The following is a 13,284-nucleotide window of genomic DNA, read 5'->3' as shown; positions in this document are numbered from 1 at the left end:
GCTGTGGCGCGCGTCTTCTCATCCGGCGTCCAATGCGCGGATCGCGCCGAGCATCGTCGTCGCGCCTGCGCCGATATCTCTCGCCTCCGCCCATTCCTCCGGGCAATGGCTGCGCCCGCCGAGACAGGGCGTGAAGAGCATCGCCATCGGCGCAAGCCGGGCGACAAACATGGCGTCATGCCCGGCGCCGCTGCCGAGGCTGAGCGTATCATATCCGGCGGCGCAAGCGGCGTCCTCCAGCCGGCCGCGCAGACCCTCGTCGCAAAGCGCCGGATCCGAGCGGGAGATGAGGTCGAACCCGGCGCGCGTAACGCCATGCGCCGCACAGGCTTTCGCGCTCTCCTCGTCGAGCCGGGCGATGAAACGATCTGCGTCGCCTGGCTCGCCGGCGCGGATGTCGACTGCGAGCCGCGCAGAACCCGGCACGATATTCGCCGCGTTCGGATGGACATCGAGAATGCCGACCGTCGCGACGAAATGGGCGTTCGAACCCTGGACGGTTTCCTCCGCCAGTCGGCGCACGACGCCGACGCATTCGGCTGCGGGCGCCAGCGCGTCCGCGCGCTGATTCATCGGCGTCGCCCCGGCATGGGCGGCGACCCCTTCGAAGCGAATCGCGATGCGAACCACCGCGGCGATCCCGGTGACCACGCCAACGCTGAGCGCCGCGCGCTCCAACTGCGTCGCCTGTTCGATATGGAGTTCGAAATAGGCCGCGATGTCGTCACGCAGTGGCGCGCCCAGTTGCTCGGGCGCGCCGCCGACGGCGCGGATCGCGTCGTCAAGGCGCAACCCGTCGGGGCGCGTCGCGGCCAGCATGTGGGCGTCGAGCGCCCCCGCCATGCCCCGGCTGCCGATGCAGGAAAGGCCGAATTCGCTCGGCTCTTCGGCGAGGAAATCGACGACCTCGAGCGGATGACGCAACACATGTCCCGCCGAGTCGAGCGCGCGCGCAATCTCCATCCCGACGACGACGCCGGCGACGCCATCGAAGCGCCCGCCGGAAGGCACCGTATCCGTGTGCGAGCCGATCAGGATCGCCTTCGCCCCGGGTTCGCTTCCCTCTCTCCGCCCGATCATGTTGCCGGCGGCGTCGATCCGCACCGAGAGCCCGTCCGCCTCCATCCGCCGGCGGAGCCATTCACGCCCCTCGTCGAAACGGGGCGTGAAGGAGCGACGGGTCCACGGCCGGTCCGGCTCGGTGATTTCGGCGAGCGCCATGATGTCGGACCAGAGCCGACCCGCGTCGATGGCGGGCTCGGAGGCCGCGCAGCTCATCGAGCCGGCTTCTGCCAACGGCCGGCCCCGGGCGCGCCGGCCTCACGACCATCGAAGACCGGCGCGCCGCGCAAGTATGTGGCCTCGATCCGATAAGGCATCTCGATCCCCTCATAGGGACTCCAGGCGACAAAGTTGCACCCGCTCGCGCCGGGATCATAGCGGTGGGGATCGCGCCGCGCCACGATGATGTCGGCGTCACGGCCCGGCGCGATTCCGCCCTTGCGATCGGAGAGTCGAAACAGCCGCGCCGGATTCTCGGCGAGAAGCCGCGCCGCCCATGTCAGCGGCAGCGCGTGTTCAACCAGCCCCTTGAGAAGCAGGGGATAGAGCGCCTCCAGTCCCGGCACGCCGGAGGCGTTCTTGAGCATCTCCGGGTCCGACTTGCGATCCTCCGACCAACTCACATGATCGGTTGAAACGATCGTGACGTTGCCAGCCGCAAGATGCCGCCAGAGCGCATCGACCTCGACCTTCGGACGGATCGGCGGGTTGATCTTGGCCTTGCCGACGAGGCGCGCGACATCCTCTTCCTCTGAGAGCGTGAGGTAGTGAACGCAGGCCTCCACAGTCGCATTCGCTCCCTGCGCGCGATAGGCCGCGCACATGTCGTAACCGCGCCCGACCGAGCAGTGGACGACATGGGCGTCGCATCCGGTATCGAGCCCGATCTCATAGACTTCCGCCATCGCCAACGTCTCGGAGATCGGCGGGCGCGAGGCGGCATGCGCCCGATAGCCGGTCTCGCCCGTCGCCTCGACCCGCTCGATATGGGCGCGAACGACTTCGTCGTTCTCGTTGTGGACGCCCGCCATCAGCCCGCGACGCCCGATTTCGGCGAAACAATCATGGAGGATATGCGGCGGTATGCGCGGAAAGCGCTGCGGATGGGTGCCGAAGGTCGAGAACTTGAAGGCGGCGGCGCCCGCATCGACCATTTCGCCGATCCGCGCCGCGCCTTCGTCGGGCCGGATGGTGGCGTAGAGCGCGAAGTCGACGCGCGCCTGCTCAGCCGCCGCCGCGCCCTTCGCCTTCAGCCGCTCGGCGGAGCAGATCAGGTCGCCGTCGTCATAGGGCATATCGACGATCGTGGTCACGCCGCCGGCGGCGGCGGATTTCGTGGACCAGATGAAATCCTCCTGCCCTTTCTGACTGCGGCTGTGGACCTGGGCGTCGATCGCTCCGGGAAGGATCAACGCGCCCGGTCCGCCGATTCGCTCACCATCCGGCGGCGCACCGGAGCCGACACGCGCGACCTTTCCGTCAGCGACGAGCACCCAGCCGTTCTCCATCACCCGGTCGGTGAGGACGACGGCGCCGTAAAATACCTTGTCGGTCATGCTCCGCTCTCCGCTTTCGCTCCGATTGGCGGCAAGGTCGCGGAGAGACCCGCGGATTCCGCCTTCGATTTCGCCGCCTCGTAGCCCGCGTCGGCGTGGCGAAGCACGCCGATGCCTGTATCGCCGTCGAGCACCCGCGTCAGTCGCGCCGCCGCATCCTCCGTCCCGTCCGCGATGACGGTCACCCCGGCGCTGACCCCGCGTCCGCCAAGGCCGTGGATCGCGACGAGATCGGCGCCCGAGGCGCAGTTGAGCAGTGCGTTCAGGATCGGCCAGTCCGAGATCGCGTCCGAGCCGTCGGCCATGTTCTCGGTCTCGCGATGCGGGAGCGCGGCGGAGCCGCTGTCGAGATGATCGCGGGTGAAGGCGATGGGGGCGGAGACCCTCCCCTCCCGCACCGCATCGTTGACCAGCAGCGCAAGTTTGCTGCGCTCGCCATAGCCGAGCCAGCCGATGCGGGCCGGCAGCCCGGTGAACTTGACGTGCTCGCGCGCCATGCGGATCCACTGCGTGATCGGCGCGTTGGCGGAGAAGTTCTCCTCGATCAGGTTGTCGATGGCGTCGATATCGGCCGCATCGCCGGACGGGGCGATCCAGCGGAAGGGGCCGATCCCCTGACAGAAGAGCGGCCGGATGAAGAGATCGACGAAAGAGCCGATCTCGAACGCGCGCGTCACCCCCGCCTCCGCCGCGTGCTGGCGCAGGCCGTTGCCGTATTCGAAGACCAGCGCGCCTCGACCCTTCAGCGTCAGCATCGCCTCGACATGGGCGGCGACCGATGCGCCGGCGTCCGCCATCAGTTTTCCGGGGTCGCTCTCCTGCGCCTCTCGCGCCTGCGCGACTGTATAGCCCCGCGGCACATAACCCTTCAGCGGATCGGGAAAGGTCTGATCCGTCACGATATCGGGCGTGATCCCGCGTTCGACCAGAAGCGGCAGCACGTCAGCGACATTGCCCAGATAGCCGAGCGAGACGCCCACGCGCCGCTCCTGCGCCTGTCGCATCCGCGCCAGCGCATCTTCGATATCATCGGTCCAGTCATCGAGGTAGCCGGTCTCTATTCGCCGTTCGATCCGTGCGCGATCGACCTCGACCACCAGCGTCGCAGCCTTCGCCATCTTGCCGGCGAGCGGCTGCGCGCCACTCATGCCGCCAAGCCCTGCGGTGACGATCAGCCGGCCGGCCAGATCGCCGCCGAAATGCTTTCGCGCGGCCGACATGAACGTCTCATAGGTGCCCTGAAGGATGCCCTGGCTGCCGATATACTGCCATGCGCCCGCGGTCATGCCCGGCGTGATGGTCAGGCCGGCGGCCTCGTATTCGCGGCGCTTCTCGTCGCTCGACCAGCCGCCCACGAGATTGCCGTTCGCCATCACCACCAGCGGCGTCGTCGCCTGGCCAGGAAAGACGCCGACCGGCTTGCCGGACTGCATCACCAGCGTCTGGTCGGTCTCCAGCCGTTCCAGCGCGCCGACGATGCGGTCGAAACTTTCCCAGTTCCGCGCCGCCTTGGCGATCGACATGTAGATGACGAGATTGTCCGGATCCTCGGCGTTCTCGAGGTTGTTCTCGAGCATTCTGAGGATCGTTTCCTGCCGCCAGCCCTTGCAGCGGAGCGCCGTCCCCCGCGCCGCCTTCACTTCGCGGCCGCGCCGCATCGGAATGGTCATCGTGCGCCCTCCTCAATCAGCGGCGCCCAGCCGGGCTCCGCCTCCACCCGTTTCAGCCAGGCGCCGATACCTGGGTAGCGGCTCATGTCGTAGCCGCCCTCATGCGCCAGCGCGACATAGGGATAGACCCCGAGATCGGCGAGCGTGCAACGTCCCTCAGACAGCCATTCGCGCGGCGCGATCCATGCTTCGAGTTTGTCGAGCGCGGGATAGCCCTGCTCCTGCAGCGCCGCGATGCGCGCCGCCATTTCCCCGGCGATCCCGCGAAGGTGAAAGAAGCGTGGGATCGCGAGCGGCTTGGTGAGGTCCGCCTGTTCGAAGAAAAGCCAGCTCACCACGTCCGCCCGCGCGACCGGATCGGCGGGCAGGAGGTCCGACCCCTCTGCGAGATAAAGCATCATGGCGCAGGATTCGACGATGCAGCGGCCATCATCCAGCTCTAGCGCCGGCACGCGCTGGAAGCGTGATTTCGCCGCGAACCCCGGCTCTTTCGCCTCGCCCTTGGCGAGGTCCAGCGTGATCCGCTCATACGGAATGGCGAGCCTGCTGAGCAGAATTCGCACCTTCCAAGCGTTGCCCGAGAATTTGCTGTCGTAAAGCTTCGGCATGGCGCAGCCTCAGAGATAGGAGCGGAGGTCGAGCCCCATCGCTTCCTCGACTTCGGGAAAGACGGCGGGGTCGGTGGCGCCCTTGCCGACCGGGAAGCGATCGCGCCGGGCGAGGATCACGACGCATTTCGCGCCGACAGGCAGCTCGGAGATCGCCACCGGATGGCCGTCCTCGGGGTCCAGCGTTCCAATCTGATCCGGGAAGGTTGCGATTCGCTCGCCGTCCTTCTCCGCCGTCATGAATTCGTTGTAGACGCCGAACGCGAATTCACCCTGGGGTCCTTTCACTCTCATCTCGCCAAGATCGAATCCCGCTCCATAGGAGACATCGTTCTTCACCACTTCGCCTTCGACAAGAATCTCGCCGCCAAGGAAATCCACCGCCGCCGCGACCCTCGCCCTGCCCTCTGCGGCCAGCATCGCGCGCCCGAGGTCGAGCTGGAACGTGATCGCGCCTGGCGCCGCGTTCGCCTTGACGAAGCCGGCCTTGAGCGGACCGCGCGTCGCAGACACGAGGCCGCCGTTGAGCGCGGCGGCCTGGCGCAGCACCTTCTCCGTGAGCGAGATATTGCCGGTCGCCGCGACGGTGAGACGCGAGCCGTCCTGACGCAGCCCGCCGACGCCGACCTGCGTTATCGAGATTTCCGGACGCGACGCGAGCCCGAGCCCCCCCATCATCACGGTCGGGTGCCCGCGCCCGTTCGCGGCGGCGTCCACATATTTCAGGTCGAGCGCGGCGGCGACCAGCCAGCCGTTGAAGCCGGGCACATGGCCGCACATCACGCCGGTCGGCACGGCGGGCAGCATCTCGATCAGAAGGCGCGCGCTTTCGACCGAGTCGCGCGGCGCAATCACCGGCTTGCCGCCGCCCGGCGCGCCGACCCCGGTCGCCGTCACGATCACCTCGTCATCGTCAAATTCGTCGAGCGGCGCGAACTCCACGCCGCCATAGGTCAGCGCCATCCGCCCGATTTCGCGCTGGCGCGCCGCGCGCCCCCTGCCGCTGCCGCCGGCGGAGAGAAAGAGGCCGCCGAACAGCGCGGCCTCGACATCTTCTTCGGTAAACATTCTGGACATGTCGCCTCCCTAAAGATCGAGCCCGGCGCGCCCGCGCGCACGGATCGCGCTTTCATACCCCGCCTCCGCGTGCCGGACGACGCCAATGCCGGTGTCGCCGTCGAGGACCGCCCCGAGTTTCGCCGCCGCCAGATCCGACCCGTCCGCGACGCAAGTCTGCCCTGCGCTCTGCGAACGGTCGCCATGACTGTGCACGGCGACGAGATCGGCGCCGTTGGCGCAGGCGAGCAGCGCGTTGAGGATCGGCCAGTCGGAGACCGCCTCCGACCCGTCCGCCATCTTTTCCGATTCGCGGAACGGATTGGCGACGGAGCCGGAATCAAGATGATCGCGGGTGAAGGCGATCGGACCCTTGAGTCGTCCATCCGCCACAGCCTCGTTGACCTTCAACGCCAGCCGGCTGCGCTCTCCGTGGCCGAGCCAGCCGATGCGGGCGGGGAGTCCGGTGAATTGCACGTGCTCACGCGCCAGAGCGATCCAGGCGTGGATCGGGTGATTGTCCGAGAAGGTCTCGCCGATCAGGTCGTCGACGACCGCGATATCGCCCGGGTCGCCTGAGATCGCGATCCAACGGAACGGGCCGAACCCCTCGCAGAAGAGCGGACGGATGAACATGGTGACGAAGCTCTCGACCTCCAGCATCTCCGTCACCCCGCGGTCGGCGCTGCGAAGCCGCAAGCCGTTGCCGTATTCGAAGGTCACCGCGCCCTGCTCCCGGAATTTCAGGAAGGCGGCGACGTGGCGGCGCTGCGTCTCGTCGCCACGACGCCCGAGTTCATCGGGGTCCGTCTCGCGCATCTTGCGCGCCTCCTCCGCGGTCATGCCGTCAGGGACATAGCCGCGGCGCGGGTCGGTCATCGTCTGGTCGGTCAGGATGTCGGGCTGAAAACCGCGCTCCAGCAGCGCCTCATAGGCCGGCGCGACATTCGCGACGAGGCCGACGGAAAGCCCCTCGCCGGCGGCGCGCGCCGCTTCGATCCACGCCAACGCTTCGTCCAGATCGGCGGTCATCCGGTCGCAATAGCCGGTGTCGACGCGGCGCTGGATGCGAGTCGGATCGACATCCACCACCAGCGTCGCCGCGCCCGCCATCTTGCCGGCGAGCGGCTGCGCCCCGCCCATGCCGCCACAACCGGCGGTCAGGATCGTCCGCCCCGCCAGCGTTCCGCCGAAAAACCGCTCGGCGGCGCCCATGAAGCTCTGATAGGTGCCCTGAAGAATGCCCTGCGCGCCGATATACTGCCAGGCCGCGGCGGTCATCCCCGGCATGTAGGTCAGGCCCTTGCGCTCCAGCTTCCAGTACTCTTCCTCGCCCGCCCAGCGGCCGAGGACGTTGCCGTTGGCCATCAGGACGCGCGGCGCCCGCGCATGTGTCTTCATCCGCGCGATCGGCTTGCCGGACTGGACGAGCATGGTCTCGTCGTCATCGAGATCCTTCAGCGTGCGGACGATCACCTCATAGGCGTCCCAATCCCGCGCGGCTCTCGCGCCGGTGTAGATCACCAGATCCTCCGGCCGCTCGCCATTTTCGAGATTGTTCTCCAGCATTCGGAGGATCGCCTCCTGCCGCCATCCCTTGCAGCGAAGGGCGCCTCCACGCGCCGCGGTGATCTTGGTCATTGCGCTCTCCAGGCAGGTCTATGAGCATCTCCAGAGGATGCTATCGGCGCCTGTTGCGCGGCGACAAATAATAGTTTTCTATGATTTTGATCACTTTCACCGATGTGTGTTTGTCGAAATGCCCGCCACGCTCAGAACTCTCTGGTGTTTTCTCGCCGCCGCGGGCGCAGGCGGCGTTTCGGCGGGCGCGCGGCGGATGGGCCTCGCGCAGTCGACCGTCAGCGCCGCGATCAGGACGCTGGAGGACGATATCGGCGCCCGGTTGCTCGCGCCGACGCGGCTCGGCGCGCGCCTGACCGAGGTCGGCGCGCGGCTGCGCGATCACGGCGCCGCGCTGACGCTCGATGTCGAGCACGCCTTCGCCGATCTCCATAGCGGGCGTGTCGGCGCTTCGGAGCCTCGCACAGTGACGCTCGTCGGCGCTCCACCCGGTTCCGCGCTTGACTGCGCGACGCTGGCCGGCGCGCTCGCCAACACCCGTCGCAGCGGCGAGCGCGCGGTGATCCTGCGCCTGCCGGCCGAACCGGCGCCCTCGTCGCGCGGCGTCAACATCACCTGGCGGCTCGCACCCGCCAACGCCGCGCCGGGGCGCCGGATCCGCGACGAATGGCGGCTGCTGACGCTGCGCGGCGGGGCCTCGGACGCCCCGACGAGCTGGAGCGCGCTCGCCGCACTGCGCGTGCTCGTCGGCCCGTTCGATGCGACCGATGCGGCGCGGCTCGCCGTCGACGGCGTACGCCCGCAGGCCGTGAAGCTTGACTCCACCGGCGTTCATTTCACGCTTCTCGATCGCAAGGACGTCGCGCTACTCGTTCCGGCCTCCTGCCTCGCCGCCGGGCATTCCGCGCCGGCGCTGTCGATACGGCCTGTCGTCGGCGCGCCGTTCGTCCCCGAAATCGAGGTGCGTGGAAGCGGGCGCGATCTCGAACTTTCGATCCTTCGCGAAGCCACGCGGACAGTGGCCGAGGGGCCTGGCGCGCCACCACGCCTTCGCGCCGTCGATGCGCGGATCGATCTTCACGGCCTTCGCTGCTTCACGGCGACGATGGAGACCGGCAACACCACCCGCGCCGCGCAGATGCGCGGAATCGTCCAACCCGCGCTTTCCGTGCAGCTGCGAAAGCTCGAACGCGCGCTGAAACGGACGCTCTTCGACCGGTCAAGCGCCGGGATGACAGCGACCAGCGCGGGCGTGCGGTTCTATGATTTCGCCGCGCCGATTCTAAACGATCACGACGAGTCGATGAGACGGCTGCGTGCCGCCGCGCACGGTCCCGACAGGCGGCGCGTGCGGCTTGGCCTCATTCCGGCGGCGGGCGAATCGAGCCTCGTCGCGCGCGCCGCCGCCGCCGCGCTCGACGAATGGCGGCCCGCCTACCCCGACGCGGCGCTCACCGTCGCCGAAGGGTATACCGGGGTGCTGACCCGCTGGCTCCGCGCCCAACTCGTCGACCTGGCGCTCATCGACACGCTCGATCAGCAGCCCGGCCTCGCCATACGGCCGATCCTGCGTGAGCCGATCGTGCTTGTCGTCGCCCCTGGTTCGCGCTGGGACGACGGCTCGTCCGAAATCGAGGGACGGTCGCTGGCCGAGGTCGATCTCATCACGCCTTCGCGCCGCTTCGGCCTTCGGGCGCTCACGGAGAGGGCGCTCGCCGAAACCGGTCTCGCCTTTACTCCCGCGATGGAGATCGACGGGCTCTCCCTGACGCTTCGGCTGGTGAAAACCGGGCGTTTCGCTACGGTGCTGCCGTCGAGCGCCATACACGACGATCTCGGGGCCGGGCGGCTCGTCGCGCGACGCGTCATCGCCCCGCGAATCGAGAGGAGACTCTGCCTCGCAACGCGAAGCGCGGGGCCGCCGGACCCTGTGCTGGAGGCCCTCGGCGAGCAGATCGCGGCGGCCTTTCAGCGCCTCGCATCCGCTTCGGCGTCGGGCGCGTCGACAGAGGCGGAAGATGGGCCGGACTCGACCCTCGATGCGGCCGCGCCCCGCGCCACTTTCTAGACTCCCACTTGCCATTTGGCGCGCCGCGGCCATCCTTGCGGCGCGCCGAAGGGGCGAATCGACCCCACGCAAGCAACTTGGTGAGCACCTCTATGTCCATCGTTTTCAATGCCCCCGAAGACTTCACGCTCGACGCGCTGAACCGCGTCGTCATCAAGCGCGAAGACGCTCGGATCGGCGACCCGGCAATACATGAAATTATACGTAAAAATAAATGCTTCCGTGACTTTCTTGAGTCCAATGGCAATGCGTTCGTTTACGGCGTGACCAGCGATTTCGGACCTAATGCGAAGAACCGCGTCGACGCCGAGGCGCGGCGGCGGCGGGCGGCGGGCGGGATGCCTTTTCTTGGCCTTTCGCTCGGAGACCGTCCGCTTGGTGAGGCCGAAGTCCGCTCGATGTATTTCGCCATGCTGGCCCTCGTCATCGGCGGCGCCCCCGCCTCGACGCTGCGCGCGGCGAAGGCCGTGGAGGAGGCGTTGAACGGCCCGCAACCGGAGATTCCGGATGGCGGATTGACCTCGCCAGGCGAGATATTGCCGATGTTCTATCTCATGCGCGGCGCCCCCGATCTGATGCGCCGCGACCCGGAGGAGGTCCAGGCGAGCCAGGCCAACTCCGCCTGCTCATCGACCGGCATGGCGGCGCTCGCCGCAATTCGCGCGCGCCGGCGCATGGCGCTTGCGCACAAGGTGTTCGCGCTCTCGGCCGAAGCGATTCTGGCGCCGCTGGAGCATTTCGATCCGGCGTTGAAGCCGCTCTGGGGCGACCCGCACGAGGCCGCTTCGCTCGATTCGTTCGCCCGCTGGCTGGCGGGCGCGACGACGGAAGGGCGGCGCCCCTATCAGGCGCCGGTCTCCTGGCGCATCCTGCCGCGCGTGCTCGGCCAGGGAAATCGCGGCGCCGCGGGGCTGATTGCGGCGGCGGAGCGCGCGCTCGCGGGCATGGTTTCCAACCCTTCCTTTATCGAGGGTGGGCCGGACGCCGGCGCGCCGCGCGCCGTCTCCACCGGCGGCTATCACAACGCCATCACCGCTCAGGCGGTCGAGACGGTGATGGCGAACTGGGTCGACATCGCCACGCTCGCCCAGCGGCAGGTGGTGAAGCTTCACCGCGGCGACGTCTCCGGCCTGCCTGACAGGCTGTTGCCGGAGGGAGAAAAATACTGGACCGGCCGCTCGACCAGCTACATCGAATTCGTCGGCAACGACATCATCGACGACATGAGGAGACTCGGCGAACCCGCGCTCCTTTCCCCTGCGGAAGCGGGCGCCTCGCTTCAGGACGATGTCAGCGCGCCGGGGCTGATCGCTTGCCGGAACGAGGCGAAGGTCGCCGTTCTCTTCGATCGCATGATCGGGATTCTGGCCGCCACGGCGTCGCACGCGCTTCATATCGCCGGACGCGATCCCGCCCCGCCGCTTTCGCCTTTTCTCGCAGCCGTCCGCCGCCGCTTTCCGCCGGTCATCGAAAAGCGCGTGCTTGGCGAAGACGCCGCCCGCCTGGCCGCCGCCTTGACCGATGCGGCGAACAGCGAGAGCGACCTTCTGACAGACGACGACATGGCTGACGCGGCGCTTGCAGCGGAGGACGGGCGATGACGGTAACACTCAGGAATCGTAAAGATCTGACGCTCGACGCCGCGCGCCGGGTCGGCCTTGGCGGCGAAGGCGTCGCCATCGGTCCGGAGGCGGTCACGGCAATGAATCGGGCGCGGGAAAGCTTCATGCGCTATCTCGACGCCGACCGGACCCGCTTCGTCTACGGCGTCACGTCAGGCGCCGGCCAGAACGCGAAAACGCCGGTGCCGCCCGACCAGCAACGCGCCCGCGCCGCCGAAAACAGACGTACTTTCAATGGCGCGGGCTTCGGCCCGGAAGCTGTGCCTGAACGCGCGGTGCGGATGATCATCCTCGCCCGTCTCGCCAACTATGTGGAAGGGAACGCAAAGACCCGACCGGTGGAGGCGGAGCGGATCGCGTCGATGCTCGACGCGCCGATTCCGCGCCTGCCGCTGACCGGCCAACTCGGGGCGGGCGAGATTCTTCCGCTCTTTCACATCATGAGCGCGATGCCCGATGGCGAGGTCGAGGAAGCCGAGCCGATGGCGCGCATCAACGGCTCGCCGGTCTCCGCCGGTCTCGCCGCCGACGCGGCGCTGACGGCGCGCGGGCGACTGAAACTGGCGACCGCGATCATGGCGCTTTCGGTCGAGGGCTATGGCGCACCCCTTGCGCCCTACGATGCAGGTCTCGGGCGGCGTATCGCCGACCCGCATGAACGGGCCGCGCTCACCGCGCTCCGCGCGTGGCTGGAGGACGCCCCGACGGCGGGGCGGATCGACTATCAGGCGCCGGTCTCATGGCGCATTCTTCCCACCGTGCTCGGCGCCGCGGAGGCGGCGGTCGCGACGTTGGAGGAAGTGGCGGAGATATCCCTCTCCTCCGTCACCGACAATCCGGTCTACGTGCTTCCGGACGAGAGCCATCCGGACGGGCGCGTGATGTCGACCGGCGGCTATCACAACGCCGCCGCGACGCCGGCCGTCGACGCCGTGAACGCGCGCCAGGCGGACCTGTGCACCCTCGCCGACCGCCAGACGATGAAACTCTTCAGCGCCGAGCATCTGCCCGCCGGGCTGGTCGATCCAAACGGTCCGCCCTACGGCGCCGGAGTGATCAGCTTCGTCCAGATCGGCTTCGGCGAGGAGGCGCGTCATGCGGCGCGGCGCACCTTCATGCCGCCGAGCGAAGGCGGAGGCATCGGCGGGCAGAACGACGTGGCGACCACCGCGGCCTTCTCGTACGCCAAGAATCTGCGAAGCTCGTTCTGCCTCGAAGCCTCGCTTGCGGTGCTCGCCGCGGCGGCGAGTCAAGCGCTCTGGGTGACGAAACGCGAACCCGCGCCGGCGCTCCGCCCGTTTCTTGACGAGATTCGCGCCCATGTCGCGCCCGTCACCGACCGGCGCGAGCGTGATCTCGGCGCCGATCTGCATGCCTTACAAACCCGTTTCGCGACGCTCGCGATCACCGGCGGCCCGAACCCGCACTCGCACTCGCGCTGAAACCCGGCGCGGGCCGCGCCAAAGAAGGAAACCTGAGATGCCCGATTCCGCCATCACGATGTCCGAGCACACTATCCACAATCCGGCCGAGCCGCGCCACTTCATGCGGCTAAGGCCGATGACGGGGCGCGCCCGCGCGCTTCGCGACGACACGGTGCTGGCCGATGCTTCAAACGCGGTTCACATGATCGAAGTCGGCAAGGACGTTTACGCTCCGCTGGTCTATTTCCCCGAAGTGGCCATACGCGCGCGACTGCGGCGGAACACGAAATCGACCCATTGTCCGCTGAAGGGAGACGCGGCCTATTTCGACCTCCTGGACGAGACCGGCGCGGTCGCCGTCGAGAACATCGCGTGGACCTATCCGGAGCCGTTCGACTTCGCGACGGACCTCAAGGGATTGATCGCCTTCTATCCCGAACATGTGATTATCGAGACGCGGGGGGTCTGAACGCCCATCGGCGTTTGTTATCGCCGCCATCTATTTGCCGAAAACCCGCCCGCTCGCCCCCGCCGGAGCGGCCAACCGCCGTTTTCTTTCTTGGCCTGCGGCGACTCGGCGTGATTAGCTGCGTGCGATATTCGGACGCTGCGGCGCCTTTGCGACAGGGAGACGACC

The 13,284-nt window shown here is 68.0% G+C and carries 10 protein-coding genes; 4 read left to right on the top strand and 6 right to left on the bottom strand.

Features of this window, described 5'->3' with window-relative positions:
• Nucleotides 1-18 precede the first annotated feature (18 nt).
• From G5B40_RS19995 to G5B40_RS19970, 6 genes are read right to left on the bottom strand one after another with little or no spacing between them, the layout of a single operon-like run.
• Nucleotides 19-1,278, bottom strand: coding sequence for a Zn-dependent hydrolase (locus G5B40_RS19995; protein WP_165102609.1), 1,260 nt, complete (start codon nt 1,276-1,278; stop codon nt 19-21).
• Nucleotides 1,275-2,618, bottom strand: coding sequence for a dihydroorotase (locus G5B40_RS19990; protein ID WP_165102606.1), 1,344 nt, complete (start codon nt 2,616-2,618; stop codon nt 1,275-1,277). The genes G5B40_RS19995 and G5B40_RS19990 overlap by 4 nt, the downstream gene beginning before the upstream one ends.
• Nucleotides 2,615-4,288, bottom strand: coding sequence for an S-methyl thiourocanate hydratase (locus G5B40_RS19985; protein ID WP_211907374.1), 1,674 nt, complete (start codon nt 4,286-4,288; stop codon nt 2,615-2,617). Before G5B40_RS19985 ends, G5B40_RS19990 begins: the two co-directional genes overlap by 4 nt.
• Nucleotides 4,285-4,896: a glutathione S-transferase family protein gene (locus G5B40_RS19980; RefSeq protein ID WP_165102604.1), complete on the bottom strand. Its 612-nt coding sequence runs from the start codon at nt 4,894-4,896 to the stop codon at nt 4,285-4,287. Before G5B40_RS19980 ends, G5B40_RS19985 begins: the two co-directional genes overlap by 4 nt.
• A gap of 9 nt (nt 4,897-4,905) precedes the next feature.
• Nucleotides 4,906-5,973 carry an S-methyl thiohydantoin desulfurase gene (locus G5B40_RS19975; RefSeq protein ID WP_165102600.1) on the bottom strand — a complete coding sequence of 356 codons (1,068 nt, stop codon included), beginning with the start codon at nt 5,971-5,973 and terminating at the stop codon, nt 4,906-4,908.
• A 9-nt stretch (nt 5,974-5,982) separates the two neighbouring features.
• Nucleotides 5,983-7,593: an S-methyl thiourocanate hydratase gene (locus G5B40_RS19970; RefSeq protein ID WP_165102597.1), complete on the bottom strand. Its 1,611-nt coding sequence runs from the start codon at nt 7,591-7,593 to the stop codon at nt 5,983-5,985.
• 118 nt (nt 7,594-7,711) lie between these two features.
• Here G5B40_RS19970 and G5B40_RS19965 point away from each other — a divergent pair, with 118 nt between their 5' ends.
• The 4 genes from G5B40_RS19965 to G5B40_RS19950 all read left to right on the top strand — a co-directional run bounded on the left by G5B40_RS19965 (nt 7,712) and on the right by G5B40_RS19950 (nt 13,116).
• Nucleotides 7,712-9,601 (top strand): LysR substrate-binding domain-containing protein, encoded by a 1,890-nt coding sequence (locus tag G5B40_RS19965; protein ID WP_165102594.1) that lies wholly within the window; start codon nt 7,712-7,714, stop codon nt 9,599-9,601.
• Between the two features lie 263 nt (nt 9,602-9,864).
• On the top strand, nt 9,865-11,202 hold the full coding sequence (locus G5B40_RS19960) for an aromatic amino acid lyase (protein ID WP_165102591.1): 1,338 nt from the start codon (nt 9,865-9,867) through the stop codon (nt 11,200-11,202).
• Nucleotides 11,199-12,665 (top strand): aromatic amino acid lyase, encoded by a 1,467-nt coding sequence (locus G5B40_RS19955; protein WP_165102589.1) that lies wholly within the window; start codon nt 11,199-11,201, stop codon nt 12,663-12,665. The genes G5B40_RS19960 and G5B40_RS19955 overlap by 4 nt, the downstream gene beginning before the upstream one ends.
• 37 nt (nt 12,666-12,702) lie before the next feature.
• On the top strand, nt 12,703-13,116 hold the full coding sequence (locus G5B40_RS19950; protein WP_165102586.1) for a DUF427 domain-containing protein: 414 nt from the start codon (nt 12,703-12,705) through the stop codon (nt 13,114-13,116).
• Nucleotides 13,117-13,284 lie beyond the last annotated feature (168 nt).

Origin of the sequence: Pikeienuella piscinae (assembly GCF_011044155.1) — a bacterium.
In the GTDB taxonomy this organism is placed as follows: Bacteria; Pseudomonadota; Alphaproteobacteria; order Rhodobacterales; family Rhodobacteraceae; genus Pikeienuella; species Pikeienuella piscinae.
Note: the sequence above shows the minus strand (reverse complement) of the source record. Positions and strands in the feature narration are given on the sequence as shown.

Bases quoted from the DNA above. Each gene is read 5' to 3' on its own strand.
- G5B40_RS19995 (WP_165102609.1), bottom strand. From the start codon at position 1,278: ATGAGCTGCGCGGCCTCCGAGCCCGCCATCGACGCGGGTCGGCTCTGG.
- G5B40_RS19990 (WP_165102606.1), bottom strand. From the start codon at position 2,618: ATGACCGACAAGGTATTTTACGGCGCCGTCGTCCTCACCGACCGGGTG.
- G5B40_RS19985 (WP_211907374.1), bottom strand. From the start codon at position 4,288: ATGACCATTCCGATGCGGCGCGGCCGCGAAGTGAAGGCGGCGCGGGGG.
- G5B40_RS19980 (WP_165102604.1), bottom strand. From the start codon at position 4,896: ATGCCGAAGCTTTACGACAGCAAATTCTCGGGCAACGCTTGGAAGGTG.
- G5B40_RS19975 (WP_165102600.1), bottom strand. From the start codon at position 5,973: ATGTCCAGAATGTTTACCGAAGAAGATGTCGAGGCCGCGCTGTTCGGC.
- G5B40_RS19970 (WP_165102597.1), bottom strand. From the start codon at position 7,593: ATGACCAAGATCACCGCGGCGCGTGGAGGCGCCCTTCGCTGCAAGGGA.
- G5B40_RS19965 (WP_165102594.1), top strand. From the start codon at position 7,712: ATGCCCGCCACGCTCAGAACTCTCTGGTGTTTTCTCGCCGCCGCGGGC.
- G5B40_RS19955 (WP_165102589.1), top strand. From the start codon at position 11,199: ATGACGGTAACACTCAGGAATCGTAAAGATCTGACGCTCGACGCCGCG.
- G5B40_RS19950 (WP_165102586.1), top strand. From the start codon at position 12,703: ATGCCCGATTCCGCCATCACGATGTCCGAGCACACTATCCACAATCCG.